20 protein-coding genes are annotated in these 25,325 nt (G+C 70.4%); 9 read left to right on the top strand and 11 right to left on the bottom strand.

Going from position 1 to position 25,325, the window contains the following annotated elements:
* Window positions 1-138 precede the first annotated feature (138 nt).
* The gene (locus ACJX2R_RS43060) at window positions 139-1,332 is read left to right on the top strand and encodes a S1 family peptidase (RefSeq protein ID WP_413104502.1); all 1,194 of its coding nucleotides are present in this window, start codon (window positions 139-141) and stop codon (window positions 1,330-1,332) included.
* 67 nt (window positions 1,333-1,399) lie between these two features.
* On the opposite strand, the gene ACJX2R_RS43065 is transcribed toward ACJX2R_RS43060, so the two are convergent.
* The gene (locus ACJX2R_RS43065; RefSeq protein WP_413104503.1) at window positions 1,400-2,404 is read right to left on the bottom strand and encodes a multicopper oxidase domain-containing protein; all 1,005 of its coding nucleotides are present in this window, start codon (window positions 2,402-2,404) and stop codon (window positions 1,400-1,402) included.
* Window positions 2,405-2,627: 223 nt separating this feature from the next.
* Here ACJX2R_RS43065 and ACJX2R_RS43070 point away from each other — a divergent pair, with 223 nt between their 5' ends.
* Both ACJX2R_RS43070 and ACJX2R_RS43075 read left to right on the top strand, forming a co-directional pair.
* Window positions 2,628-5,105, top strand: a complete 2,478-nt coding sequence (locus ACJX2R_RS43070) for a ThuA domain-containing protein (RefSeq protein ID WP_413104504.1) — start codon at window positions 2,628-2,630, stop codon at window positions 5,103-5,105.
* A 62-nt stretch (window positions 5,106-5,167) separates the two neighbouring features.
* Window positions 5,168-7,321 (top strand): OmpL47-type beta-barrel domain-containing protein, encoded by a 2,154-nt coding sequence (locus ACJX2R_RS43075; RefSeq protein ID WP_413106099.1) that lies wholly within the window; start codon window positions 5,168-5,170, stop codon window positions 7,319-7,321.
* 218 nt (window positions 7,322-7,539) lie between these two features.
* On the opposite strand, the gene recQ is transcribed toward ACJX2R_RS43075, so the two are convergent.
* Window positions 7,540-9,384 (bottom strand): DNA helicase RecQ, encoded by a 1,845-nt coding sequence (gene recQ / locus ACJX2R_RS43080; RefSeq protein WP_413106100.1) that lies wholly within the window; start codon window positions 9,382-9,384, stop codon window positions 7,540-7,542.
* Between the two features lie 209 nt (window positions 9,385-9,593).
* Between recQ and ACJX2R_RS43085 the strand changes: the two genes are divergently transcribed.
* The gene (locus ACJX2R_RS43085; protein WP_413104505.1) at window positions 9,594-10,163 is read left to right on the top strand and encodes a snapalysin family zinc-dependent metalloprotease; all 570 of its coding nucleotides are present in this window, start codon (window positions 9,594-9,596) and stop codon (window positions 10,161-10,163) included.
* 61 nt (window positions 10,164-10,224) lie between these two features.
* Here the strand turns inward: ACJX2R_RS43085 and ACJX2R_RS43090 are convergent, their stop codons facing one another.
* A complete protein-coding gene (locus ACJX2R_RS43090; protein WP_262701239.1) occupies window positions 10,225-11,022 on the bottom strand; it encodes a DeoR/GlpR family DNA-binding transcription regulator in 798 nt (265 codons plus the stop codon).
* 209 nt (window positions 11,023-11,231) lie between these two features.
* On the opposite strand from ACJX2R_RS43090, the gene ACJX2R_RS43095 reads away from it, so the two are divergent.
* Window positions 11,232-11,999 (top strand): HpcH/HpaI aldolase family protein, encoded by a 768-nt coding sequence (locus ACJX2R_RS43095; RefSeq protein ID WP_262701238.1) that lies wholly within the window; start codon window positions 11,232-11,234, stop codon window positions 11,997-11,999.
* Window positions 12,000-12,026: 27 nt separating this feature from the next.
* Here the strand turns inward: ACJX2R_RS43095 and ACJX2R_RS43100 are convergent, their stop codons facing one another.
* The 8 genes from ACJX2R_RS43100 to ACJX2R_RS43135 form a co-directional block, all read right to left on the bottom strand.
* Window positions 12,027-13,397, bottom strand: coding sequence for an NAD(P)/FAD-dependent oxidoreductase (locus ACJX2R_RS43100; RefSeq protein ID WP_413104506.1), 1,371 nt, complete (start codon window positions 13,395-13,397; stop codon window positions 12,027-12,029).
* An 80-nt stretch (window positions 13,398-13,477) separates the two neighbouring features.
* Window positions 13,478-14,467 (bottom strand): zinc-dependent alcohol dehydrogenase family protein, encoded by a 990-nt coding sequence (locus ACJX2R_RS43105; RefSeq protein WP_262701236.1) that lies wholly within the window; start codon window positions 14,465-14,467, stop codon window positions 13,478-13,480.
* Window positions 14,464-15,342, bottom strand: a complete 879-nt coding sequence (locus tag ACJX2R_RS43110) for a carbohydrate ABC transporter permease (protein ID WP_413104507.1) — start codon at window positions 15,340-15,342, stop codon at window positions 14,464-14,466. Before ACJX2R_RS43110 ends, ACJX2R_RS43105 begins: the two co-directional genes overlap by 4 nt.
* Window positions 15,339-16,304: a carbohydrate ABC transporter permease gene (locus tag ACJX2R_RS43115; protein WP_413104508.1), complete on the bottom strand. Its 966-nt coding sequence runs from the start codon at window positions 16,302-16,304 to the stop codon at window positions 15,339-15,341. The genes ACJX2R_RS43110 and ACJX2R_RS43115 overlap by 4 nt, the downstream gene beginning before the upstream one ends.
* Complete coding sequence (locus tag ACJX2R_RS43120) at window positions 16,301-17,650, bottom strand: ABC transporter substrate-binding protein (RefSeq protein WP_413104509.1); 1,350 nt, start codon at window positions 17,648-17,650, stop codon at window positions 16,301-16,303. The genes ACJX2R_RS43115 and ACJX2R_RS43120 overlap by 4 nt, the downstream gene beginning before the upstream one ends.
* A 52-nt stretch (window positions 17,651-17,702) precedes the next feature.
* Entirely contained in the window at window positions 17,703-18,464 is a 762-nt protein-coding gene (locus ACJX2R_RS43125) for a DeoR/GlpR family DNA-binding transcription regulator (protein ID WP_020866433.1), read from the bottom strand.
* A gap of 278 nt (window positions 18,465-18,742) precedes the next feature.
* Complete coding sequence (locus ACJX2R_RS43130) at window positions 18,743-20,095, bottom strand: 6-phospho-beta-glucosidase (protein WP_413104510.1); 1,353 nt, start codon at window positions 20,093-20,095, stop codon at window positions 18,743-18,745.
* Window positions 20,092-20,853, bottom strand: coding sequence for a DeoR/GlpR family DNA-binding transcription regulator (locus ACJX2R_RS43135; RefSeq protein WP_413104511.1), 762 nt, complete (start codon window positions 20,851-20,853; stop codon window positions 20,092-20,094). Before ACJX2R_RS43135 ends, ACJX2R_RS43130 begins: the two co-directional genes overlap by 4 nt.
* A 166-nt stretch (window positions 20,854-21,019) precedes the next feature.
* On the opposite strand from ACJX2R_RS43135, the gene ACJX2R_RS43140 reads away from it, so the two are divergent.
* Genes ACJX2R_RS43140 through ACJX2R_RS43155 form a run of 4 tightly spaced genes read left to right on the top strand, consistent with a single transcriptional unit; the run spans window position 21,020 to window position 25,323 of the window.
* Window positions 21,020-22,147, top strand: coding sequence for a carbohydrate kinase family protein (locus ACJX2R_RS43140; protein ID WP_413104512.1), 1,128 nt, complete (start codon window positions 21,020-21,022; stop codon window positions 22,145-22,147).
* Window positions 22,148-22,178: 31 nt separating this feature from the next.
* A complete protein-coding gene (locus ACJX2R_RS43145) occupies window positions 22,179-23,597 on the top strand; it encodes an extracellular solute-binding protein (protein ID WP_413104513.1) in 1,419 nt (472 codons plus the stop codon).
* A complete protein-coding gene (locus tag ACJX2R_RS43150) occupies window positions 23,594-24,502 on the top strand; it encodes a carbohydrate ABC transporter permease (RefSeq protein ID WP_262701228.1) in 909 nt (302 codons plus the stop codon). The genes ACJX2R_RS43145 and ACJX2R_RS43150 overlap by 4 nt, the downstream gene beginning before the upstream one ends.
* The gene (locus ACJX2R_RS43155; protein WP_413104514.1) at window positions 24,499-25,323 is read left to right on the top strand and encodes a carbohydrate ABC transporter permease; all 825 of its coding nucleotides are present in this window, start codon (window positions 24,499-24,501) and stop codon (window positions 25,321-25,323) included. Before ACJX2R_RS43150 ends, ACJX2R_RS43155 begins: the two co-directional genes overlap by 4 nt.
* Window positions 25,324-25,325 lie beyond the last annotated feature (2 nt).

Here is a 25,325-nt window from a genome sequence, read left to right on the forward strand (position 1 = left end):
GCGGCGGCCCCCTGCCCGACCTCCTGCCCGACCGTGACCGATCACGGCTTTGGTCTGGACTTTCCCCGGTGGCTCGCTAGGCTCTGCGCGATCGACACGTGAAAGCGCTCTCACCTGCTGAGCAGAAGGGGAACTTCCATGAGACGGAAGCCCGTTGTCCGTGCCGGACTGTCCGCACTCCTCGTCCTCGGCGCCCTCTCGGGCGCCGGCGGGGCCTTCTCGACCGCCGCCGCGGCATCCGGCGCCGACGCCCCCGCGGCGAAGCCGGCCGCCGCGTCGGCGCCGTCCGCCACCCTCGTCCGCGCGCTCGGCCGGGACCTCGGCCTGACCGCGGATCAGGCGCGGGAACGGCTGGGCCAGGAGGCCGCCGCCATGCGGCTGGAGCCCAAGGCCAAGCGCGCCGCGGGCGCCTCCTACGGCGGCTCGTGGTTCGACACGGGCAGCGGGAAGCTGGTCGTCGGCGTCACCAGCGCCGAGCGGGCCGCGTCGGTACGAGCCACGGGCGCCACCACCCGGATCGTCGAGCACAGCGCCGACGCGCTCGACGCGGCCAAGGCGCGCCTCGATGAGAAGGCCCGGAAGCAGGCCGCCCCGGCCGGGGTGAGCAGCTGGAGCACCGACCCCCGCGCGGGCGCCGTCGTGGTCCGGGTCCGGCAGGGGAGCGAAGGCGACGCCGCCGTGCGCGCGTTCCTCCGCGAGGCGAAGCGCTCGGCCTCCGTCCCGGTCACCGTCGAGAAGGCCCCCGCCCAGGCGCCGACGACCTTCGCCGCGGGCACGGTCGGCGGCGACCCGTACTACACCGGCAACGTCCGCTGCTCCATAGGCTTCTCGGTCCAGGGCGGCTTCGTCACGGCCGGGCACTGCGGTCAGGCGGGGGGCTCCGTCAGCGGCTGGGACGGCTCGTACATCGGCAACTTCCAGGGCTCCTCCTTCCCCGGCAACGACTACGCCTACGTCAGCGTCGGCAGCGGCTGGTGGACCGTGCCGGTGGTGCTCGGCTGGGGCACCGTCCCCGACCAGCTGGTCCGCGGCTCCGCCGAGGCCCCGATCGGCGCCTCCATCTGCCGGTCCGGCTCCACCACCCACTGGCACTGCGGCACGGTCCTGGCCAAGAACGAGACGGTGAACTACAGCCAGGGCGCGGTGTACCAGATGACCAAGACCAGCGTGTGCGCCGAGGGCGGCGACTCCGGCGGCTCGTTCATCAGCGGCGACCAGGCCCAGGGCGTGACCTCGGGCGGCTGGGGCAACTGCTCCAGCGGCGGCGAGACCTGGTACCAGCCGGTCAACGAGATCCTTTCGGTGTACGGCCTGCGGCTGCACACCGCCTGACGGGGGAGGGCGGCGACAAGGCGACGGGGCGGGCCCGGCGGCCCGCCCCGTCGTGTCGCTCCGGCGGCTACCCCGGGCGGTGCGCCGACAGCCGGTGCGGGTCGTAGCCGGGGATGGTGCCATCGGCCTTGGCGACCAGGAACAGCCCGGCCATGCCCATGTCGGAGTGGCTCTGGACGTGGCAGTGGTACATCCAGGCGCCCGCGCCGACGTTCTCCCCGGCGATCACCTGGAAGCCGAAGGAGTCGGCGGGCCCGGTGATCTTGTTGTCGATGACCCGGCTCACATCGTCCGGGCCCTCCAGCAGTCCGGTGCGGTTGTCCGCCCACCGGTGCCCGTGCATATGGAAGGTGTGGTAGTACTCGCCGTGGGTGATCATGATGATCTCGACGCGGTCGCCCACCGTGGCGCGGAACTCGGGGGCGTCATGCCCCGCCTTGTTGTTGATCGTCATGTCGTTGAAGACGATCGTGAACTGCTTGTCCGGCAGGATGTCGCCCGCCCGCCGCACCACCACCGGCCCGTACAGCCCCTTCCGGAGGCCGCCGGTGCCGTGCGGAGTGCCCACCGCGTGGTCGTGGTAGTGCCAGTAGCCCGCGCTGCCCGGCCGCCAGGTGCCGTCGGCGCGCTTGCCCGGGGCGTGGGTGCGCCAGGTGTAGGTGCGGGTGGAGCCCGGCTCCACGGCGCTGCGGTTGAGCTGGGTGCCGTCGCTGGCGACGTCGTAGTCCAGCCCGTGCACATGGAGGCTGGCCGTGACGTCCATGGTGTTCTCGAACTCGATGTGCAGGGTGTCGCCCTCGGTCAGCTCGATCAGCGGACCGGGGATGCTGGCCTTGCCCTTCTCGAGCCCGTACCCCATCGATCCGTCCGGCAGCTTCTCCGCGTAGAGCTTGAGATGGCGGACCGTACCGCCCGCGGCCGCCGTCTTGACCCCGCCGGACGGGGCCTTCGGCGCCTTCGCGGCGGCGGGGGAGGTGAGGGCCAGCGGTCCGACGGCCGCGGCGGCCGCGCCGCCGGTGAAGAGCCGTCTGCTGAGACCGCGTCTGGTGGTGAAGCCGGGTGCGTCGCTCATCGTTCTCCCAAATCGCTGTGGATCCCCTGCCGTTGACGATGCGCAGATGCCCCGGGGTGCTTTCACGGTAGCCGGGGGATGCCCGTTCATCCACACTCAGGACAAAGTTCGTTGAGTTGCGGTCATAGCTATTGGCGACTTGCGAAAAGCCGTCTAGCTTCCTTCAGCGGTGTTATCGGTACGTGGGAGGGATGGGTGACCAATGCGGGACATACCGTACCAAATGCCCTCAAAAAGGAGAGGACTGACAGTCGGTCGGCTGCGAAGGAGACGCGCGGGGGTGGCGGCACTGCTCTTCGGCGCCCTCACCGCGACCCTGCTCGGCGGGACCCCCGCCAGCGCCCGGCCCGAGGATCGTGCGCCACTCACGCTGCCGTCGCCGCCCGGCGGTGACAACGTCCGGGTCCTGGTGTTCCACGGTTCGGCCGGGGACGAGCCGGCCACGGTGAACGCGGGCATCGAGGCCATCGAGCGGATCGGCAACCAGGGCCCCGCGGCGACCCGGTTCACCGTCGACGCCACCGCCGACGCCTCGGTCTTCACCAAGCCCCGGCTCGGCAAGTACAACGCCGTGGTCTTCCTGACCGGTTCCGGCGATGTGCTCGACTCCGAGCAGGAGGCGGGGCTCGAGGCGTACATGGAGGCGGGCGGCGGCTTCCTCGGCATCCATGACGCGGCCCGCAACGAGCCGTACTCCGACTGGTACAGCGGGTTGATCGGCGCCCGCCCGGCCGCCACCAGCCCGGCCACCGCCCAGCGGGCCGTGGTGGAGGTCGGCGACCGCGTCCACCCGGCCACCAAGGAGCTGCCGCTGGAGTGGAAGCGCACCGACACCTGGACCAACTGGAAGGCCAACCCCTCCGGCACCGTGCACACCGTGGCCCGGGTCCGCGAGTCCAGCTACCAGCCGGGCGCCGGCGCCAACGGCGCGGACCACCCGGTCTCCTGGTGCCGTGACTACGACGGCGGCCGCTCCTTCTACACCGGCATGGGCGGCACGGTGTCCACCTTCCAGGAGACCGACTTCCGCGCCCATCTGCGCGGCGCGCTGCTGTGGACCACCCGGCTCTCCCGCGCCGACTGCAAGGCCACCATCAACGCGAACTACAAGGCCGAGCGCGTCACCAAGCCCAATCAGCCGGGCCAGTCCGACCAGATCGGCGAGCCGCACGGCCTCGTCGTCGCCAAGGACGGCCGGGTGCTGTACATCGGCCGGGGCGGCGGCGACAACAGCGCGCCCGTGGTCACCGACTGGAACGACCCGGACATCGGCAAGGGCCAGGGACAGATCCATGTCTACGACCCGGCCACCGGCAAGGTGACGCTCGCGGGCGCCCTGACCGTCTTCGGCAACAAGGGCGGCGGCGATGAGCTGATCAAGGTCGAGGAGGGGCTGCTCGGCATCGAGCTGGACCCGGACTTCCTCACCAACGGCTGGGTGTATCTGCACTACACCCCGCACTCCCGGATCAACCGGGACACCCAGATGGCCGAGCGCCGCGTCTCCCGGTTCACCCTGGACCTGAAGACCAACAAGCTGGACCTGGGCTCGGAGAAGGTCCTGCTCTCCTGGCCGGTCCAGATCCACAGCTGCTGCCACGCGGGCGGCGGGATGAGCTGGGACTCCAAGGGCAACCTCTACATCGCCACCGGGGACAACAACTCCTCCCAGTTCAGCGACGGCTACTCGGGCAACAACCCACAGCCGAACTACAAGGGCGTCTCCTTCGCCGACGCCCGCCGCACCGCGGGCAACACCCACAACCTCAACGGCAAGATCCTGCGGATCCACCCCGAGGACGACGGCACCTACACCCTCCCCGAGGGCAATCTCTTCACCGGCAAGGAGCCCGACGAGGGCGGTGGCAAGACACGCGGCGAGATCTATGTGATGGGGGTGCGCAACCCGGCCCGGATCTTCGTGGACCAGAAGACCGACATCCTCTACGCGGGCTGGGTCGGCCCGGACGCGGGCGAGCCCAGCACCACCTGGGGCCCGGCCAAGTACGACACCTTCGCCGCCATCACCAAGGCGGGTAACCACGGCTGGCCGTTCTGCATGGGCAACAAGCAGCCCTACCGGGACCGCAATCTGCCCGATCCGAGCAAGCCCCTGGGCTGGTACGACTGCGATCACCCCAAGAACGAGTCGCCCAACAACGACGGTCTGGTGAACCTGCCGCCCATCACCGGGAACACCATCTGGTACTCGCCCCAGGGCGGCGCCCCCGACTATCCGCGGGACGCGAACGGCATCCCCAGCTACAAGACGTCGGAGGCCAAGTACCTGCTGCCATGGCTCAAGGGCGGCGGCCAGGCAACCATGAACGGCCCGGTCTACCGGTACGACGCGACCAGTGACAGCACCGCCAAATGGCCCCAGTACTGGGACGGCAAATGGTTCGTCGGCGACTTCTACGACGCCGACCAGCCGCGCCACGCCGTGCTGACCGACCCCAAGACCGTCGGCAAGGGCGGGCTGCCGGTGCACGCCGAATCCCTCAAGAAGATCATCCCGGTGGGCGCGGACGGCATCCGCAACCTCATGGACTGGAAGTTCGCCCCGGACGGCTCGCTCTACGTCCTCGACTACGGGCGCGGCTTCTTCACCTCCGACTCCAAGTCGGCGCTGTGGCACATCACGTACAACGGCGGCGAGCCCACTCCGCTCGCCCAGGATCTGGCCAGGAAGGCGGAGTGACCGTGAAACGAAGGCGCCCCAAACCCATCAGACCCTGGCTGCCACTGCTCGCCGCGCTGCTCATGGTCCTCGGGCTGAGCTCGGCGACGGCGTCGGTGGCCTACGGCCAGGACGACACCCGGCAGGCCGCCCAGCAGACCCTCACCTGGACCGCGGGTGACGACATCACCAAGTACGCCTCGGCGCCCACCACCGCGGTCGCCGGAAAGACCACCATCGTCTTCGAGAACAGCACGGCCACCGGCAACACCATGGGGATGCCGCACACCCTGACCTTCGATGTCTCCGACCCCGAGTACAACAACGACGTCCCGCTGAACATCCTCGCCAACCCCTCGGACGACAGCGGCGGCAAGCACACCGCCGAGGTCACCCTCAGCCCCGGCCGCTACCGCTACCACTGCACCATCCCCGGCCACGGCCAGATGCAGGGGATCCTGGTGGTCACCGACGGCGGCGGGGGCGAGGACACCACCGCGCCCGAGGCCACGGCGAAGGTCGAGGGCGAGAAGAACACGGACGGCGCGTACATCGGGATGGCCACCGTCAGCGTGTCCGCCACCGACGAGGGCTCCGGTGTGGACCGGATCGAGTTCGCCGAGGGCGACGGGGCGTTCCAGCCGTACACCGCCCCGGTGATGGTCCACCAGGTCGGGCAGCACACCATCCGCTACCGGGCGGTGGACAAGGCGGGGAACGTGTCGGAGGTGAAGTCGGTGGACTTCACGGTGGTTTCGCCGCCGACGGACGACTCCACACCTCCGGAGACCTCCGCCACCGTCTCCGGCGAGAAGGACCCGTCCGGCGCGTACATCGGCATGGCCACCGTGACCGTCACCGCCTCCGACACCGGCTCCGGGGTCAACCGGATCGACTACGCCCTGGGCCAGGGGGAGTTCCAGCCCTACACCGGTCCGGTGATGGTCCATGACGCGGGCGCGCACACGGTGCGCTTCCGGGCGGTGGACAAGGCGGGGAACGTGTCGGAGGTGAAGTCGGTGGACTTCACGGTGGTGGTCCCGCCGGCCGAGGACACCATCCCCCCGTCGACCTCCGCGCAGGTCGACGGCACGAAGAACTCCGACGGCGCCTATGTGGGCAGCGCCAAGGTCACGCTCACCGCCGCGGACGACGACTCCGGGGTGGAGAAGGTCGAGTACTCCCTGGACAGCGGCCCGTATCTCGCCTACACCACCCCCGTGGTGGTGGACCGGGTGGGCCGTCACACCGTGGCGTACCGCGCCACCGACAAGGCGGGCAACACCTCCGAGGCGCAGGCGATCGCCTTCACCGTGGCCGAGGGCGGCGGGGTGCCCGCACCCGCGTGTCCGGAGTGGGACGAGCGCCTCACGGTGATCGTCGGCACGGTGGACACCGGGGTTCCCAACCGCATCACCCGCAGCCGCTGCACCATCAATGAGCTGATCGAGGACGAGAAGGACTGGTCCTCACACGCCCTGTTCCTCAAGCACGTCACCGCCGTCACCGACAAGCTGCTCGCCGACGGCGTCATCGACCAGCGCGAGTACCGGGCGATCAACAAGGCGGCCAAGCGGTCCGGGATCGGCAAGCCCGGTCAGGACGAGGGCTACCGCCCGCTGTTCGACGGCACCAAGAAGTCCTTCGACAAGTGGCAGCACGTGGGCGGCGGGGCCTTCGGTCTCAATGACGACGGCAGCATGACCAGCGACACCTCGGTCGAGGGCATGGGCATGCTGTGGTTCCCGCAGCGGACCTACGACGACTTCTCGCTGAAGCTCCAGTTCCGCGATGACGCACCCGGGACGGGCAATGCCAACGGAGGTGTCTTCGTGCGCTTCCCGTACGTCCATGACCACCCCGAGGAGTCCCGCCCGGAGTGGGTCGCCATCAAGTACGGGCACGAGGTGCAGATCCTCGACCGCCCGGACGGCGATATGTACAAGACCGGATCGATCTACGGTTTCGACCGGGTCGGGCTGGCCGGGGCGGGGGTCACCCCCAAGGGCAGCTGGAACGACTATGAGATCCGGGTGGTCGGTCAGCACTTCTCGATCTACCGCAACGGTGTGCTGCTCAATGAGTTCGACAACACCGGTGGCCAGGAGTTCACCCCGCCGCGCTCGGACGACCCCGGCACGGACGGCCGTCGGTACGACTCCGGGTACATCGGTCTCCAGGTCCACAGCACCGATGATGTGATCTCGTACCGCGACATCCGCATCAAGGAGCTGTAGGAGAGCTGTAGGAACCGCCTCGTACGGCATGAGGAACGGCGCGAGGGTGAGTGGCCGCCGGAGCACCCCAGTCCCCGGCGGCCACGGACCATGGGTCACGGGCCCTGACGTTACCTCAGGTAACACTCATCGGTAACCCCTGTGCTCCAGACCTGCCAAACCCCCGCTCCCGGCTTGCGGAAGCGGGGGTTTGACGTACCGTCAGTAGGTTGGAGCGGTCAGGACGCCAGGGTGTCCAGAATCCCCTGCCCGTACTTCACCAGCTTGTTCTCGCCGACCCCGCTCACCGTGCCGAGCTCCTCGAGCGTGGCCGGGGCACGGGTCGCGATCTCGCGCAGGGTGGCGTCGTGGAAGACCACATACGCGGGGACGCCCTGCTCCTTCGCGGTCGCCGCCCGCCACGCGCGCAGCCGCTCGAAGACCGGCACGGCCTCCTCCGGCAGATCCACCGGGGCCTTCTTGGCCTTCCCCGAGGCCCCCGTCTTCGCCTTCGCGGTGCGCGACGCCTTCTCCGGCTCGCGCCGCAGCCTGACCTCGCGCCGCCGGTTCAGCACCTCCGCGCTCGCGTCGGTGAGCACCAGCGTGCCGTAGTCCCCCTCGACGCCGAGCACCCCCTGGGCCAGCAACTGCCGTACCACCCCGCGCCATTCGGCCTCGCGCAGCTCGGTCCCGATGCCGAACACCGACAGCGCGTCATGGTCGAACTGGATGACCTTGGCCGTCTTCTTGCCGAGCAGGATGTCGATGATCTGCCCCGCGCCGAACTTCTGGTTGCGCTCCCGCTTGAGCCGCACCACCGTGGACAGCAGCTTCTGCGCGGGGATGGTGCCGTCCCAGGACTCCGGGGGCGTGAGGCAGGTGTCGCAGTTGCCGCAGGGGGTGGACCGCTGGCCGAAGTACGCCAGCAGCCCCACCCGGCGGCACTCCACCGTCTCGCACAGCGCCAGCATCGCGTCGAGATGGGCGCCGAGGCGGCGCCGATGGGTGTCGTCGCCCTCGGAGGTGTCGATCATCTTCCGCTGCTGGACCACGTCCTGGAGCCCGTACGCCAGCCATGCGGTGGAGGGCTGTCCATCGCGTCCGGCCCGGCCCGTCTCCTGGTAGTAGCCCTCCACGGACTTGGGCAGGTCCAGATGGGCCACGAACCGCACATCGGGCTTGTCGATGCCCATGCCGAACGCGATCGTGGCCACCACGACCAGACCGTCCTCGCGCAGGAAGCGCGCCTGGTGCTCGGCGCGGGTCCGCGCGTCCAGCCCCGCGTGGTACGGCACCGCGTCGATGCCCTGGGCCACCAGGAACTCGGCCGTCTTCTCCACCGAGGAGCGGGACAGGCAGTACACGATCCCCGCCTCGCCCGGGTGCTCGGTGCGCAACAGCTCCAGCAACTGCTTCTTCGGCTCGTTCTTGGGGGCGATCCGGTACTGGATGTTCGGCCGGTCGAAGCTGGCCACGAAGTGCAGCGCGTCCTGGAGCTTCAGCCGGGACGCGATCTCGGTGTGGGTGGCCTCGGTGGCGGTCGCGGTCAGCGCGATCCTCGGCACGGTGGGCCAGCGCTCGTGCAGCTCGGACAGGGCCAGATAGTCGGGCCGGAAATCGTGCCCCCACTGCGCCACACAGTGCGCCTCGTCGATGGCGAACAGCGAGACCTGGCCCCGGTCCAGCAGCCGCAGCGTGTGCTCGACCCGCAGCCGCTCCGGGGCGAGATAGAGCAGATCCAGCTCGCCCGCGAGGAACTCGGCCTCGACCAGCCGCCGCTCGTCCAGGTCCTGGGTGGAGTTGAGGAACCCGGCCCGCACTCCGAGGTTCCGCAGCGCGTCGACCTGGTCCTGCATCAGTGCGATCAGGGGGGAGACGACGACGCCGACGCCCTTCCGCACCAGCGCCGGGATCTGGTAGCACAGCGATTTGCCACCGCCGGTCGGCATGAGGACGAGCGCGTCACCACCGGCCACCACATGGTCGATGATCTCCTGCTGCCCTCCCCGGAACGAGTCGTAGCCGAAGACGCGGTGCAGAACGCCGAGCGCCTCGCTCGTCTCGGGGCCGGGCGCGTCGCTCATGTCGGGGCCGGTGCCGGGGTCGGTGCCGGGGTCGGTGTCGGGGAGAGCCATCCGGCGATTCTAGGGTGCCGGGAGGTACTCGCGGTGACCGCCTGTGGACAACCGGCCGGATAGGAGAAGGTGGGTGGGCACAGTGGCCGATGAGACGGCGACATGCCATGCTCATGCCCACTTGCTCCGTCCGTCCTTCCCCCACGAGGAGGCCGATCGTGAGATCCAGCAAGTTCGTACGCGCCTTACCCGCCGCGGTGACAGCGGTGCTCGCCCTGACGGCCGGGCAGGCCGTGGCCGCCCCCGCCCCCGCCGCCCCGGCGGAGCACACCGCCGCCGCGCGGACGGTGACGTACGACGCCAGCGGGGCCGCCGAGTTCAAGGACGCCGTGGCCAAGGGCGCGGCGATCTGGAACGAGAGCGTGGTCAACGTCCAGCTGAAACCGGCCACGTCCGGGCAGCGGGCCAACGTCCGCATCATCGCGGACAACGGCTGGCCCCGCACCCTCTCGACCGGTCTGGGCAGCGGCACGATCTACTTCGGCCGTGAGGCCGTCGACGAGGGCTACAACACGGTGCGGATCTCCTCGCACGAGCTCGGCCATATCCTCGGTCTGCCGGACATGAAGCCGGGGCCGTGCTCGAGCCTGATGTCCGGCTCCACCGCCGGGGTCTCCTGCACCAACCCCAACCCGAACGCCGCCGAGAAGGCCGAGGTCGAGGACAGCTTCGGCCTCGTGGGCGCGGGCGCGACGGCCGCCGCGACGCCGCGGATGTACCGGGACTGACCCGAGCGGGCCGGGAGCCAGGCTCCCGGCCCGCTCACCCCGTCGCCGTGGTGGTGTGCCGTCAGACGGTGATCACTTCGGTGTCGGGCAGCGCCCGGAACGGGCCGAGCTGGTCATCGGTGGCGCCGCTGTCGGTGACCAGCGTCCACGGCCGGTCCAGCGGGGCCCAGGCGGTGAACGGGGACTGGCCCAGCTTGCTGCTGTCGGCCAGGACGTACACCTCCTTGCCGCGGTCGGCCATCATCTCCTTGAGCGAGGTCTGCTGGAGGCTCGCCTCGCAGATCCCCAGCCGCGCGTCCAGCCCGTCGGCGCCGAGGAACACCTTGTCGGCGGTCAGCCGGGACAGGGTCAGCTCGGCGAGCGGCCCGACGAAGCCCTGGCTGACATGGCGCAGGGTCCCGGCGAGGGTGATCAGCTCTATGCCGTCCGCCTCGGCCAGTTCGCGCAGCGCGGTGAGCCCGCAGGTGATCACGGTCAGATCGCCGCGGGCGCGCAGATGGTGGGCGAGCCGTCCGGTGGTGGTGCCGGCGTCGAGGATGACGGTGTCGCCCGGTACGATCCGCGCGGCCGCCCAGCGTCCTATGCGGTCCTTCTCGGCGACCGCCAGTCCGCTGCGTTGCCCCAGGGTGGGCTCGGCGGTGTGACCCGCGCTCATCGCGCCGCCGTAGGTGCGGGCGATGGTGCCCTGTTCGGTGAGGAGCGCGAGATCCCGGCGGATGGTGGAGGGCGTCACCTCCAGCGAGCGGGCCAGCTCCTCCACGACGACCGTGCCATCGGTCTGGATCATCCGGGCGATCAGTTCCCGGCGGTCCCCGGCGCGCAGCCGCCTGCGCTCCTCCGCCCCGACCTCCTGACGCATCGCGGCCCCCATCCTTCCGTAACTCTGCGCGACTCTGCGCAGCCCTGAGCAACCTTATCAGTCTGCGCATTTCGCGCTGTCTCTCCGCGAATGCCGGGGGACTCTTGCGTGTTACGTGCAATCATGCGAGCGTGCCGCTCACAACGCGCATGGAGCGAAGAGGCCGCAACTCGCCGAACACAACTCGCCGAAGGAGAGAAGCCGACAGCATGAACACTTCCCCCGCCGACTTCGCGGACCGGCTGCGCGCCCGCAGGCGGATCATCGGCTACTGGGTCGTCCTCGACAATCCCGTCGGCACCGAGCGCCTGGCCGGGCTCGGCTACGACTACATCTGCGTAGACGCCCAGCACGGCCTCCTCGACTACAAGGGCACCCTCGGCGCGATGACCGCCATCGACGCCCGTGGCACCGCCGCCGGTATGGTGCGCGTCCCGGGCAACGACGGCTTCTGGATCGGCCAGGCCCTCGACGCCGGCGCCCGCGGGGTGATCGTCCCCCTGGTCAACACCGCCGAGGAGGCGGCCGCCGCGGTGAGTTACTGCCGCTACCCCCCGCTCGGGGTGCGCTCCTACGGTCCGATGCGCTCGGGTCTGCGCGTCGGCCCCGCCCCGGCCGAGTCCAACCGGCAAGTGGCCTGCGTCGTCATGATCGAGACGGCCCAGGGGCTGGCCAACACCGCGGAGATCTGCGCCACCGACGGGCTTGACGGCGTCTACATCGGCCCCTCCGACCTCACCATCGCGCTCGGCGGCCGCACTTCGACGGACACCTCGGTGGCGGAGAAGTTCGAGGCGGCGCTGGCGAAGGTCGCCGAGGAGGCACGGACCGCGGGCATCGCCGCCGGTATCCACTGCCCTGACGGGGCCACCGCCGCGGGGCGCCTGGCCCAGGGCTTCACCTTCGCCACGGTCAGCAGCGATCTGGCCCACCTGGAGCAGGCGGCGGCCGCGCATCTGCGCGACGCGACCGGCTGAGCGCACCCTCCCGGACGCCGTCCCGGGTCAGCTCTCCACCCGCAGCGGCGGTTCCGTCAGGCCCCGGGCCCTCGGCAGCAGCACCGTCCGCAGGGCGACCGAAGGGGACAGCAGCCGGGACGGGCCCGCCGCCAGAAATGTGACATCGCGGAACGCCGCGCCGACCACCGGGTCGATCGCCGCCCGGCCCGCCAGCCGCCCGAAGTACCAGCTCCGCAGCCGCTCGGCCGCCCCCGGCGGTGTGGTGTCCGCGTCCGTGGCGTACGGGCGGTCCGCGCCGACGGCGGTCAGCCAGGCGGTGTCGCCCGCCCGTGCCACGGCGCGCTGTGCCGCGGCCGCGAAACCGGGCCGCAGGCCCCCCTCGGCCAGGCAGCCGCGCAGGGCCAGCCCGCTGAGGGCGGCCACCGCCATGCCCTGACCGTAGATCGGGTTGAAGGTGCAGGCGGCGTCCGAGACCGCGAGGAACCCCTCGGGCACCCCGCCCGGGGCGTCGTAGTGGCGGCGGCGGTTGGAGGTGTCGCGGAAGCCGTACGGCGGGGACACCGGCTCACAGGTCAGCAGATGCTCGTACAGCGCGGGCTCGCCCAGGGACTTGACGAAGCCGGGCACCTCCGAGCTCTCGGTCGGCGGATGGTGACCGCGCACACCGCCCAGCGTCAGCAGCCAGGAACCGCCCTCGACCGGGCACCAGGCCGCGCCTCGCGGACAGTCGGGGCGCGGCTGGACGACCATCGCCATGGCCAGCGGCTCGGCGGGCCGGAACTCCTGGGTGCAGTAGCCGATCCCGGCGTCGACGACCTCCTCGCGCGGCACCGGAGCGCCCAGCTCCGCCAGCCACTTGGGAGCGCGCGAGCCGCGCCCCGAGGCGTCCACGACCAGATCGGCGGGCAGCTCCCGCTCGGCGCGCCCGGCGCCCCGCGCCCGCACCCGTATGCCGGTGACCCGGTCCGCGCCGCCGAGCAGCCCGACGGCCTCGGTGCCCTGGAGCACCTCCACCCGGGTCCCGGACCCCTCGGCCTCGGCGAGCACCCGCGCCCGTACGGTGGCGTCGAACAGCGCCCGGGTGCAGCTGGTGGTGGCGTGTCTGCCCTCGTGGAAGCGGCGCCGCCAGCCGCTGGGGCCCTTGGTGATCACATCCCGCGGTTCCTCCAGGCGGTGCGCGCCCGCCGCCTCCAACTCGCCGTTCAGCCCGGGGAACAGCCGCTCCAGGGCGCGCCGCCCGCCACTGAGGAAGACATGCAGATGGCGGCCCTGGGGCACGCCCTTGCGGAAGGCGGGCTGGTCCGGGTAGCGGTCGCGCTCCACGAGGGTGACCGTGTCGACGTGGCCGAGAAGCGCGCCCGCCGCCAGCGTGCCCGCTAAACCCCCGCCCACCACCACCGCGTCGCCCTTGCCCATAGTGCCCGCCCCTCCCGCCGACCGTGATCGATAACGGCCCAAGCCTGGTACCCCGGGCTTGGGCCGTCAACCACACACGGTTATGGGACGACCACGATCTTCCGGCCGACTCCCGCCTTGAACTGGTCGAGCGCCTTGGGGTACTCCTCCAGCGGCATCCGGTGGCTGATGAAGATCTTCGGGTCCAGCACCCCGCTCGCGAACAGCCCGGCGGCACGCTCATAGCTGTGCAGCACGGCCATCGAGCCGGTGATGGTGATCTCCTGGTTGTAGATCTTGTACGGCTCGATGGTGGCCCGCGTCGCGTAGTCGGAGACACCGAACTGAAGGAAGGTTCCGGCCTTGGCCACCCGGCCCAGGCCGTCCTGAATGGCGGCCTGGTTGCCGGTGGCGTCGATGACCACGTCCCAGCCCCGCGGCTGGTCCAGCTCGTCCGCCGAGGCGGCGGACCGGGAGCAGCCGAGCGTGGTGGCGGTGGACAGCCGCTCCGAGTTGACATCGAGCATGTCCACGCTGGTGGCGCCGGTCCGCTTGGCCAGCTCCAGCATCATCAGCCCCATGGTGCCGGAGCCGTAGATGAGCACCTCGGCGCCCAGGTTGCCGTTGAGCACGTCATAGCCGCGCACCGCGCAGGACAGCGGCTCGATCAGGGCCGCGTCGGCCACGTCCACCTGCTCGGGCAGCTTGACGCAGTTGGCCACCGGGGCCACCGCGAACTCGGCGGCCCCGCCGGGGACGCTGACCCCGATCGCGTTCCAGTTGTCGCACAGATTGCCCCGGCCGATCCGGCAGTAGCGGCACTCATGGCAGTGCAGGGAGGGGTCCACGGCGACCCGGTCGCCCACCGCCAGCTCGGTGACGTCGCTGCCGAGACCGACGACCTCACCGGCGAACTCATGCCCGGGGACGATGGGCAGCGTGGGCGCGAACTCCCCCTGGAGGATGTGCAGATCGGTGCCGCACAGCCCGCAGGCCGCCACATCCACCACGACCTCACGGGGGCCCGGGGTGGGGTCCGCGACGGTGGCGACGGTGACCTTCCCGGGGGCTTCGATGACTGCGGCCCTCATTTGACTGCTCCTAGCGAAAGGCCCTGGACCAGCTTGTCCTGGGCGGCGAAACCTGCGGCGAGCACCGGCAGGGAAATGACCATCGACGCGGCGCACACCTTGGCCAGGAACAGTCCCTGGCTGGTCACGAAGGTGGTCAGGAACGCCGGGGCGGTCTGGGCGACCACACCGGTGAGCACTTGGGCGAAGAGCATCTCGTTCCAGCTGAAGATGAAGCAGATCAGCGAGGTGGCGGCGATGCCCGGCCCCGCGATCGGGGCCACGACCCGCCACAGGATGGTGGGCAGCCGAGCCCCGTCCATCTGGGCGGCCTCGATGATCGACACCGGGATGTCGGCGAGGAAGGACTGCATCATCCACACCGCGATCGGCAGGTTCATCGAGGTGTAGAGGATGACCAGCAGCCAGACGTTGTCCAGGAAGTTGATGTCCCTGGCGAACAGGAACACCGGCAGCAGTCCGGCCACCACCGGCAGCATCTTCGTGGACAGGAAGAAGAACATCACATCCGTCCACTTGCGCACCGGCCGGATCGACAGCGCGAACGCCGCCGGAAGCGCCAGCACCAGCACGAAGCAGGTGGAGAAGATCGATGTGCCCACCGAGTTGAGCAGCGCGGGCCAGGGGCTCGCCCCGCCGCCCACACCGAAGAAGTCCTTGTACCCGTCGAGGGTCAGCGGGGCGGCCAGCGACGGCGGGTTGGTGGCGGCGTCGGCCTCGGAGTGGAACGAGGTCAGCAGCATCCACAGCACGGGCAGTACGAAGACGATGCCGACGAACCAGGCCAGCACGCCGAGCGCGGCGCCGCGCCGCTTGGCCCGGCGGGTGGCTTCCGGAACGGAGGTGATGGGCACCGGGGTGCTCACGGCGGTCATGCGCGGGACGCCTCCTCACGGAAGAGGGACGACACCACGCGCAGCGCGAAGGTGGCGATGATGATCGTGCCGATCACCACCACGACTCCGGCCGCCGATGCCAGCCCGTACTCGTGGGCGTTGTAGAAGGTTTCGTAGATGGTGTAGGGGAGGTTCGCGGTGTCCAGGCCACCGCGGGTCATGGTGAAGACGGCGTCGAAGTTCTGCACGATGTAGATGGACCCCAGCAGGGTGCCGAGCTCCAGATAGCGGCGCAGATGCGGAAGCGTCAGAAAGCGGAAGATCTGCCAGTTGCCGGCCCCGTCCAGCCGGGCCGCCTCGACCATGTCCAGCGGCTTGCTCTGGAGCCCGGCCAGCAGGATGAGCATCATGAACGGCGTCCACTGCCAGATCAGCGACGCCTCCACCGCGATCAGCGGCGTATCGGTGAGCCATTCCGGCTGGGGCCCGCCCAGCCAGTTGAGCACGCCGTTGAACAGGCCGTACTCGGGGTTGTACAGCGCGTGCTTCCACAGCAGCGCCGAGGCCACCGGCACCAGCAGGAACGGTGCGATGAGCATGGTGCGGACCACGCCCCGGCCGCGGAACTTGCGGTCCAGCAGCAGCGCAAGCAGCAGCCCCAGCACCACACTGACGATCACCACGGAGGCGGTCAGCAGCACGGTGGTGACGATGGACTCGCGCAGCGACGCGTCGCTGAGCACCGTCTTGTAGTTCTCCAGCCCCGCGAACGCGCGGCGGTCGGGCCGGAAGGAGTTCCAGTCGAAGAGCGAGATCACCAGCGTGGCCACGAACGGAAGCTGGGTGACCACGATCAGGAAGATCAGCGCGGGCAGCAGCGGTGCCCGGGTGGCCCACTCCCGGGCCCGGTTCCGGGTCGCCTTGGGGCGCCCCGCGGAGGCGGGGGCCGCGCTCGGTGGCCGCTGGCCACTCACGGGTACTGCCGTCGTCGGATTACTCATCGGTACTCCTCGCCGACCTTCTCGGCCAGCTTCTGCGAATTCTTCAATGCCGTCTCGACGGACTGCTTTCCGGCGATTGCGGCGCTGATCTCCTGGGCGACCTTGGTGCCGAGATCGGCGAATTCGGGGATGTCGACGAACTGGATGCCGATGGTCGGCCGCGGCTGCACTCCCGGATCACGCGGCTTGGCGCTGAGGATCGCCTTACGGGTCTCCTCGGAGAAGCTGCCGGCGGTCTCCCGGTACTCCGGAGTGGTGTAGGTGGACGACCGCTTTCCCGCGGGCACATTGGCCCAGCCGAAGGTCTTGCCGACCAGGGACTCGTACTTCTTGCTGGATGCCCAGGAGATGAACTTCCACGCGTTGTCGGGGTGGCGCGAGGCCTTCTGGACACCCCACGCCCAGGTGTAGAGCCAGCCCGAGCTCTGGGTCTTCACCACCGGTGCCTGGACATATCCGATCTTGCCCTTGACCGGGGACTTGCTCGCCTCCAGCGACCCGGCGGCCGAGGTGGCGTCGTACCACATGGCGCTCTTGCCCTGAGTGAGGTTGTTCAGGCACTCGGCGAAGCCCGACTGGGCCGCACCGGCCTCACCGTGCTTGCGCACCAGGTCGACATAGAACTTGGTCGCCTTGGTGAATTCCGGCGAGTCCAGCTTCGCCTTCCAGTCCTTGGTGAACCAGGTGCCGCCGAAGGTGTTGACCACCGTGGTCAGCGGGGCCATCAGCTCGCCCCAGCCGGGCAGTCCGCGCAGGCAGATGCCGTTCATCCCCTTGCGGGAGCCGTCCACCTTGGCCGCGATGTCCGCGACCTGCTGCCAGGTGGGCCGCTCGGGCATCTTCAGATGCTTCTCGGCGAGGACGTCCTTGCGGTACATCAGGAACGACGACTCCCCGTAGAAGGGCTCGGCGTAGAGCTTGCCGTCCTCGGCGGTCAGCGACTGCCGCATCGAGGGGAGGACGTCCTTCTGGTCGAATGCCTTGTCCTTGGCGGCGTAGCCGTCGAGCGGCATCAGCCAGCCGTTCTTCGCGTAGAACGGCACCTCGAAATTACTGATGGTGGCCACGTCATACTGGCGCGCCTGATTGGCGAAGTCCTGACTGATCTTGTCGCGGACCTCGTTCTCGGGCATCAACGTGAAATCGACCCTGATGCCCGTTTCCTTGGTGAAATACTTCTTGGTGAGCTTTTGCAGGTCCACCATCTGCGGGTTGTTCACCATCAGGACGCGGATGGTCTTGTCGCCTGAGCTGCCGCCCCCCATACCGGCGCAACCGGTCAGGAGCGCGCCCGCGGTCAGGGCCACCACCGGTATCCGGGCAGCACGAAGAGTCAGGACTGGCATAACGGGTCCAATCGAAGGGACGTGGGGAAGGAAAAACAGCGGGGGAAGGGCGTCAGACCCTGACGATCTGGGGGCCCAGCAGCGAATAGCGGTGTGCCTCGGTCAGCGGTAGACCCGTGTCGGTCACGATCGTTTCGAAGTCCGAGACATCTGCGAACCGGCAGAAGCTGACGGCTCCGAATTTGGTGTGCACCCCGGAGAAGATCTTCCGCCGGGACACCCGCACCACCTGCGCCTTGACCTCGCTGACCGCCGGGTCCGGGGTGGTCAGGCCGTACTGGCGGGAGATGCCGTTGGCGCCGATGAACGCCAGGTCGATGACGAAGCCCGAGAGCATATGCGTCGCCCAGTGGTCGACGGTGGCCATCGTGCCCCCGCGCACCCGTCCGCCGAGGAGCAGCACGGTGGTGTTGTCACGGGTGGCGAGGCCGGTGGCGGTCGTGAGGGACGCGGTGATCACGGTGAGCGGCCGGTCCCTGGGCAGGGCCTCCGCGATCAGCTGCGGGGTGAATCCCTCGTCGATGAAGACCGTCTCGGCATCGCCCAGCAGATCGGCCGCCGCGGTCGCGATCCGCGACTTCTCCGGTACGTGCATGGTGGTGCGGAAGGCGAGGGTGGTCTCGAAACCGGCGCTCTCCACGGGGTAGGCGCCGCCATGGGTGCGCCGCACCAGTCCGTGCTGTTCAAGGACCCGCAGGTCGCGACGGACCGTCTCCTTGGACACCCCGAGGTCGGCGGCGAGCTTGCCGACGTCGACGACGCCGGCACGGCGAGCCGTGTCGAGGATCTCCCGACGGCGTTCCTCCGCGTCCACGCCGCACCTCCTGCCTAGGTCTTTCGGCTTGCGTGGCAGTTTTACAAGCGTGCAACAGGGGAAGCCAGTCTTGGCACCACAGAGATCGTGACCGTATGCGCCCGTTTCACAACCGTTATAAGAGCAGGTCATGGCGGATGAGGCAACGGACGGTGAGGAACCCGGATGCCTGGTTGTCCACCCGGCGGGCCCGTTTCTCGCCCGTTTGCCGAAAGAGGGCGTGAACGGAGCCCGTCCGGGCGGGTTCAGATACTGGGGAATGCCCGAACGGACATGTGCTAAGAGCCGGTCAGCGCCCCGGAGGCGTCGAGAATCCGGCCCGCGACCTTGACCGAGTCCACCAGCGGGTGGAGCGCCAGGGCCCGCAGGGCCGCACCGCGGGCGATGCCCGAATCGCTGCCCGCTTCGGTCGTGGCCGCCTCGATGGCCGAGCGCTCCACCGCCTTGAGCGACAGCATCAGGCCGAGCTGGTCCGGTGCCACCGCGCCGGTCGCCAGCGGCCGCGCGCCGCCCGCGTCCACCAGGCAGGGCACCTCCACCACGGCGTCCTCATCGAGACCGGGGACGGAGTTGCGGTTGCGTACGTTGAGGATCAGCGTGGCGCGCTCATCGCGGGCGATGGCCCGCATGATGGCCAGCGCGATCCGGTCGTAGCCGCCGCCGTCCAGATCGCAGGAGTCGCGCTCCCAGCCACCGGTGGCCTCGCGGCTCTCCGCCATGTACGTGGCCTCGCGCTCCAGCCGGGTGCGCTCCCATTCCCTGAGCGCCCCGGGCGCGCCCGAGCCCGCCGTCTGGTAGAACCGGGCCTGCTGGTCGCGGAGGAACTCGCCACGGGTGGCCGGGGCCTGCCGGATCGAGGCCACCGCCTCCCGGTTGAAGTAGTAGTAGTGCAGATACTCGTTGGGCAGCGCGCCCAGCGCCCGCAGCCACTCGGCGCCGAAGAGCCTGCCCTCCTCGAACGACTCCAGGGCGCCGGTGTCGCCGAGCAGTTCCGGCAGCCGGTCCCGGCCGTCCACCACCAACCGGCGCAGCCAGCCCAGATGGTTCAGGCCCACATAGTCGTACGTGGCCCGGTCCGGATCGGCGCCGACCGCCCGCGCGGCGCGGCGGCACAGGCCGACCGGGGAGTCGCAGATGCCGATCACCCGGTCGCCGAGCACCCGTTGCATCGCCTCGGTGACCATGCCCGCCGGGTTGGTGAAGTTGATGACCCAGGCGTCCGGGGCCACGGTGGCGATCCGCTCGGCGATCCGCAGCGCCACCGGCAGGGTGCGCAGCCCGTAGAGCACCCCGCCCGCGCCGACGGTCTCCTGCCCCAGCACCCCCTCGCCGAGCGGAATCCGCTCGTCGTTCGCCCGGCCCTCCAGACCGCCGACGCGAATGGCCGAGAAGACGAAGTCGGCGCCGCGCAGCGCCTGGTCGAGATCGGTGGTGGCCCGGACCGCGGGGGCGGTGGGCCGGCCCGTGGCCTGCTCGGCCAGGACCGCGCGGATCGCGTCCAGCCGGCGCTGGTCGGTGTCGTACAGCACCAGCTCGGTGCAGCGCCCCGCCGCGTCCCCGGTGTCATCGAGCAGCGCCCGGTACACCAGGGGCATACGGAACCCTCCGCCGCCCAGCACGGTCAGCCTCATACGGTCACTACCTCCACATCGCCCTCGCGGAACACGGCGAGCGTCGCCTGGTCGGACGTCTTGTTGGTGATCAGGGTGTCGATGCCCTCCGGTCCGCAGATCCGGGCCAGGCCCGTGTCACCGGGGAACTTCCCCGCGGTGACCAGCAGCACCACCTCCCGGGCCGCGCCGAGCATGGCCCGTTTGACCGGCACCTCCACATGGGTGCTGTCCAGCACGCTGCCGTCGGGGAGCACGCCGCTCGCGCCGAGGAAGAGCCGGCCGACCCGCAGCTGGCGGATGTTGGACTCGGTGAGGAAGCCGACCACGGAGCGGTAGTTGGCGCGCACCTGTCCGCCCAGCAGGATCAGGGTCACCCGCGGGTCGTCGCGCAGCTCGTCGTAGACCGCGAGATTGCTGGTCACCACGGTGACCGGACGGCCGCGCAGCAGCTTGGCGAGCTGGAGGGTGGTGGTGCCGATGTCCAGTAGCAGCACATCGCCGTCCGCCACCAGCTCGGCGGCGGCGCGGGCCACGGCCTCCTTGTCGGCCAGGTCGTCGACCACCACCTCGCTGAACGGGCGCTCCTCGTCCTGGGTGGGCGCCGCCACCGCGCCGCCGTAGACCCGGGTGAGCCGCCCCGCCCGGCCCAGCTCGGTGATGTCCCGCCGGGCCGTGGCCTCGCTGACGCCGAGACGCGTGGCGATCTCCCCGATGGGCAGCACGCCCTCCTCGCCGAGGATGCTCAGCAGCTTCTCGTGGCGGCTCTCTCGCAGCATGGTGGCAACGTACTCCAGGTGAGCGAGTGTGCGCGACTCTGATCGACCTCTTGCATTCACCCCGGGTGAGGTGCAAGGTGTCGCTCACGCCACCAGGTCCTGGGCGCGAACAGAACCTGCCACACAAGGCGCGAACAGGCCCCGCCGCACAAGGAAAGGCACGTCGGTGAGCACCACGGCCGGAACCCCCGATCCGATCCACCCGATCGACCCGCTCGCGGCGCTGCGCGCCTCCACGGACCCCGAGCACGACGTCTACCTCACCGGCACCGTGTTCCTGGACATCATCTTCACCGGGCTCGACCACGCCCCCGTCCGCGGCACCGAGTCCTGGGCCCGCGGCATGGGATCCAGCCCCGGCGGCATCGCCAACATGGCCACCGCCCTGGCCCGGCTGGGCCTGCACACCACGCTCGCCGCCGCCTTCGGCACCGATGTCTACGGCGACTACTGCTGGGAGAGCCTGGCCCTCGGCGAGGGTGTGGACCTCACCCCCTCCCGCCGCGTCCCCGGCTGGCACTCCCCGGTCACCGTCTCCATGGCGTACGAGGGCGAGCGCACCATGGTCACCCATGAGCACCCGGCCCCGCCGCCCGCCGTCCGGGGCGCGCCGCCCCGCTCCCGCGCCTGTGTGGCCACCTTCGAACCGGGGCGCCAGGAGGACTGGGTGGGCCGGGCGCACGCCCAGGGCAGCGAGATCTTCGCCGATGTCGGCTGGGACGAAACCGGCCGCTGGGACCCCGCCGCGCTCCCCGATCTGCACTACGCCCACGCCTTCCTGCCCAACGCCGCCGAGGCCCAGCGCTACACCCGCACCGACAGCCCCGAGCGGGCGGTGCGCGCCCTGGCGGAGCTGGTGCCGATCGCCGTCGTCACCCGGGGCGCCGAGGGCGCCGTGGCCATCGACTCGCTCACCGGGGAGCGCGCCGAGGTCCCGGGGCTGCCCGTGGACGCGCTGGACCCGACCGGAGCGGGCGATGTCTTCGTGGCCGGATTCATGACCGGCACGCTCGCGGGCTGGCCGCTCGCCGACCGGCTCGCCTTCGCCAACCTCACCGCCGCCCTCTCCGTCCAGCACTTCGGCGGCTCCCTGGCCGCGCCCGGCTGGCCGGAGGTGGCCGCCTGGTGGAACCGTGCGCGCCGGGCGGCCGACGGCGGGGCGGAGGCGTCCGGACTCGCCCGCCGCTACGCCTTCCTGGGCGATCTGATCCCGGACCGGGTGCACGGCTGCCCACGGCTGCGGGCCCTGCCCACCATCGGCTTCCGGGTGCATGACAGCGCCCAACGGTCCTGACGGCCCTGATCACCGCATCGAGGAGAACCCCATGGAACTCGCCCGTACCGGGGCGCGCCGGACACGCGGCAGAGCCGTCCCGGCCGCCCTCGCCATCGGCGTCGTCCTGCTCGCCGCGGGGTGTGTCCCCGGCACCGACGGCTCGGGGGCCGCCGGTGCCGGGACCGGCGCGGCCACCGCCATACCCGATCCGGCGAAGGCCGGAAAGACCACGCTGACCGTGTGGGACCAGGAGATACGCGGCGGGACCAACGGCGAGATACAGCAGCTGAACCGGGAGTTCGAGCGGAAGTACCCCAATGTGCGGATCAAGCGGGTCGCCCGGAGCTTCACCGATCTGAAGACCACCCTGAAGCTGGCCGTCTCCGGTAACCATCCGCCGGATGTCATCCAGGCCAACCAGGGCTACCCGGACATGGTGGCCTTCGTCCGGGCCGGGCTGCTCGCCCCGCTGGACAACTACGCCGGGATCTACGACTGGAACACCCGCTACCCCGCCACCCTGCTGAACCTCAACCGGGTCTCCGCCGACGGCGACGACTTCGGCAGGGGGCGGCTGTACGGCATCTCCCAGACCGGCGAGTACATCGGCCTCTACTACAACAAGGGCGTGCTGAAGAAGGCGGGGCTCCAACCGCCGCGCACCTGGGGCGAGTTCACCGACGGCCTGGCCCGGCTCAAGGACCGCGGCGAGCTGCCGATCCAGTTCGGCAACCTCGACAAGTACCCCGCCATCCACACCTTCGGGGTGCTGCACGACCAGCTCGGCGCCGCCGACGCCCGCGACACCGTCCTCGGCCGCGGCGACGGCTTCGACAACGCCGCCGCCAAGAACGCCGCGGCCACCCTCGCCGACTGGGCGAAGCGCGGCTATCTGCCCGGTGGCGCCAACGGCCTCGGGTACGACGACGCGGCCAAGAAGTTCGCCTCCGGTGACGGCGCGTACCTGCTGACCGGCACCTGGCAGCTGGCCGATCTGAAGAAGCCCATGGGGGACAAGCTGGGCATCATGCCGCCCCCGCCCGCCAAGGCCGGCGGCGACCCCGTCACCACCGGCGGCCAGGGCCTCGCCTGGTCCATCACCTCCCGCTCCCGCCACCCGGAGGTGGCCGCCGCCTATCTGGACTTCCTCACCGACGCACACGCCGCGGACGTGATGACCCGGCACGGAGTGCTGCCCGCCGTCCCCGCGAAGGCCGCGGCGGGGGTGAGCCCGGACAGCGCCGACGGCCAGATGATCGCCGGTTGGAAGCGGCTGAGCGCCGCCGATGGACTCGTCCCGTACCTCGACTACTCCACCCCCACCTTCTACGACACCCTCTCGGCCGCCCTCCAGGGCGTGGTCAGCGGCAAGACCTCCCCGGACGGCTTCGCCGCGACCCTCCAGAAGGACTACGGGGCCTTCATGAAGAAGCAGCGCGAGCAGCACACCTCGGCGGGGCCCCGATGAGGCTCGCCGCCCTGACCAGGGCATACCGCCGCCGCGCGCCCGGTGAGCCGCGCGCCATCGGCTACCTCTACATCCTGCCCGCGGTGATCGTGTACGCCGTGTTCCTGCTCTACCCCTTCGGGCAGTCGGTGTGGCTGTCCTTCGTGCACTGGGACGGGCTGACGGTCGCCACCCCCGCCGGATTCGACAACTACCGCGCGCTGTTCACCGATCCGAGCCTGCGCGCCCCCTTCCTCCACGCGCTGCTGCTGCTCGTCTTCTACGCCGCCCTGCCGGTGGCCATCGGGCTGCTGCTGGCCGCCGTGATGTCCCGGGCCCGGGTCCGGGGGATGACCTTCTTCCGTACGGTCCTGTTCCTGCCGCAGGTCCTGGCGCTGATCGTGGTCGGCGTGGCCTGGCGCTCGATCCTCGCCCCGGACGGGCTGCTCAACGACGCGCTCCGCGCCGTCGGCCTCGGCAGCCTCGCCCGCCCGTGGCTCGGCGACTACACCTGGGCGCTGCCCGCCGTCGGCGTCGTCGGCACCTGGGTCGGCACCGGGCTGTGCATGGTCCTCTTCCTCGCCGGCGCCCAGCGCATCCCGCGCGAGCTGTACGAGGCGGCGCGGATGGACGGCGCAGGGCCGCTGCGCGAGTTCCGCACCGTCACCCTGCCCGGACTGCGGCCGCAGATCGCGGTGGCGCTGACCCTGACCATCGTGGCGGGGCTGCGCAACTTCGACCTGATCTACATCACCACCAGCGGCGGCCCCGGAAACGCCACCTCAGTCCCCGCCTACGAGGTCTACCACCGGGCCTTCGAGACCAACCAGGTCGGCTCGGCCGCCGCCGTCGGCGTGGCCCTCACGGTCCTGATCTTCGTCCTGACCGTCACGGTCTCCCGGCTCGTGGAAGGGCGGCGGGCATGATCACACGCCTGGAACGCAACGTCACCTACGGCATCCTCGCCCTCTTCACCGTCCTCGCCCTCACCCCCGTGATCGGCATCCTCTCCACGGCCTTCGGCTCACAGAACTCCCTGGACACCGGCTTCTCACTGCCCAAGGACGGGCTCCACTGGAGCAACTTCGCCGACGCCTGGAGCCGGGGCCACTTCGGCACCTATCTGGGGAACTCGGTGCTGGTCACGGCGGTCGTGGTGGCCGCCACCACCGTGCTGGCCATCCTCGCCGCGTACGCCTTCGGGGTGATGCGCTTCCCCGGCTCCACGGTGCTGTTCCACCTCTTCGTGATCGGGCTGACGCTGCCCCAGGAGGCACTGGTCGTCCCGCTCTACTTCGATCTGCGCTACGCCGAACTCACCGACAGCTACTGGGCGTTGATCCTGCCGCAGACCGCGCAGTCCCTGGCCTTCGGGGTCTTCTGGATGCGCACGTACTTCCGCGGCAGCGCCCGGGCGGTCATCGAGGCGGCCCGGATCGACGGGGCGAACACCTGGACCACGCTGTGGCGGGTGCTGGTCCCGATGGGCCGCCCGGCGATCTCCACCATGGTCGTGATCACCTTCATGTGGACCTGGAACGAGTTCCTGATGGCCCTGGTGATGGTCAGCGACGAGGCCCACCGCACGGTCCCCCTCGGCCTCGCCTTCTTCCAGGGGCAGCACAGCTCCGACGCGGCGCTGCTCGCGGCCGCCTCGGTACTCATCGCCCTGCCGGTGGTCGTGGTCTATGTGGCGCTCCAGCGCCGGTTCATCGAGGGCATGCTGGGCGGGGCGGTGAAGGAGTGAGT

This window comes from Streptomyces sp. Inha503, from assembly GCF_047215865.1.
GTDB lineage: Bacteria > Actinomycetota > Actinomycetes > Streptomycetales > Streptomycetaceae > Streptomyces > Streptomyces lycopersici.

Excerpts from the sequence above, each read along its gene's own strand:
- ACJX2R_RS43060 (WP_413104502.1), top strand. The coding sequence starts at position 139 with ATGAGACGGAAGCCCGTTGTCCGTGCCGGACTGTCCGCACTCCTCGTC.
- ACJX2R_RS43065 (WP_413104503.1), bottom strand. The coding sequence starts at position 2,404 with ATGAGCGACGCACCCGGCTTCACCACCAGACGCGGTCTCAGCAGACGG.
- ACJX2R_RS43070 (WP_413104504.1), top strand. The coding sequence starts at position 2,628 with ATGCCCTCAAAAAGGAGAGGACTGACAGTCGGTCGGCTGCGAAGGAGA.
- ACJX2R_RS43075 (WP_413106099.1), top strand. The coding sequence starts at position 5,168 with ATGGTCCTCGGGCTGAGCTCGGCGACGGCGTCGGTGGCCTACGGCCAG.
- recQ (WP_413106100.1), bottom strand. The coding sequence starts at position 9,384 with ATGAGCGACGCGCCCGGCCCCGAGACGAGCGAGGCGCTCGGCGTTCTG.
- ACJX2R_RS43090 (WP_262701239.1), bottom strand. The coding sequence starts at position 11,022 with ATGCGTCAGGAGGTCGGGGCGGAGGAGCGCAGGCGGCTGCGCGCCGGG.
- ACJX2R_RS43095 (WP_262701238.1), top strand. The coding sequence starts at position 11,232 with ATGAACACTTCCCCCGCCGACTTCGCGGACCGGCTGCGCGCCCGCAGG.
- ACJX2R_RS43100 (WP_413104506.1), bottom strand. The coding sequence starts at position 13,397 with ATGGGCAAGGGCGACGCGGTGGTGGTGGGCGGGGGTTTAGCGGGCACG.
- ACJX2R_RS43105 (WP_262701236.1), bottom strand. The coding sequence starts at position 14,467 with ATGAGGGCCGCAGTCATCGAAGCCCCCGGGAAGGTCACCGTCGCCACC.
- ACJX2R_RS43110 (WP_413104507.1), bottom strand. The coding sequence starts at position 15,342 with ATGACCGCCGTGAGCACCCCGGTGCCCATCACCTCCGTTCCGGAAGCC.
- ACJX2R_RS43115 (WP_413104508.1), bottom strand. The coding sequence starts at position 16,304 with ATGAGTAATCCGACGACGGCAGTACCCGTGAGTGGCCAGCGGCCACCG.
- ACJX2R_RS43120 (WP_413104509.1), bottom strand. The coding sequence starts at position 17,650 with ATGCCAGTCCTGACTCTTCGTGCTGCCCGGATACCGGTGGTGGCCCTG.
- ACJX2R_RS43130 (WP_413104510.1), bottom strand. The coding sequence starts at position 20,095 with ATGAGGCTGACCGTGCTGGGCGGCGGAGGGTTCCGTATGCCCCTGGTG.
- ACJX2R_RS43135 (WP_413104511.1), bottom strand. The coding sequence starts at position 20,853 with ATGCTGCGAGAGAGCCGCCACGAGAAGCTGCTGAGCATCCTCGGCGAG.
- ACJX2R_RS43145 (WP_413104513.1), top strand. The coding sequence starts at position 22,179 with ATGGAACTCGCCCGTACCGGGGCGCGCCGGACACGCGGCAGAGCCGTC.
- ACJX2R_RS43150 (WP_262701228.1), top strand. The coding sequence starts at position 23,594 with ATGAGGCTCGCCGCCCTGACCAGGGCATACCGCCGCCGCGCGCCCGGT.
- ACJX2R_RS43155 (WP_413104514.1), top strand. The coding sequence starts at position 24,499 with ATGATCACACGCCTGGAACGCAACGTCACCTACGGCATCCTCGCCCTC.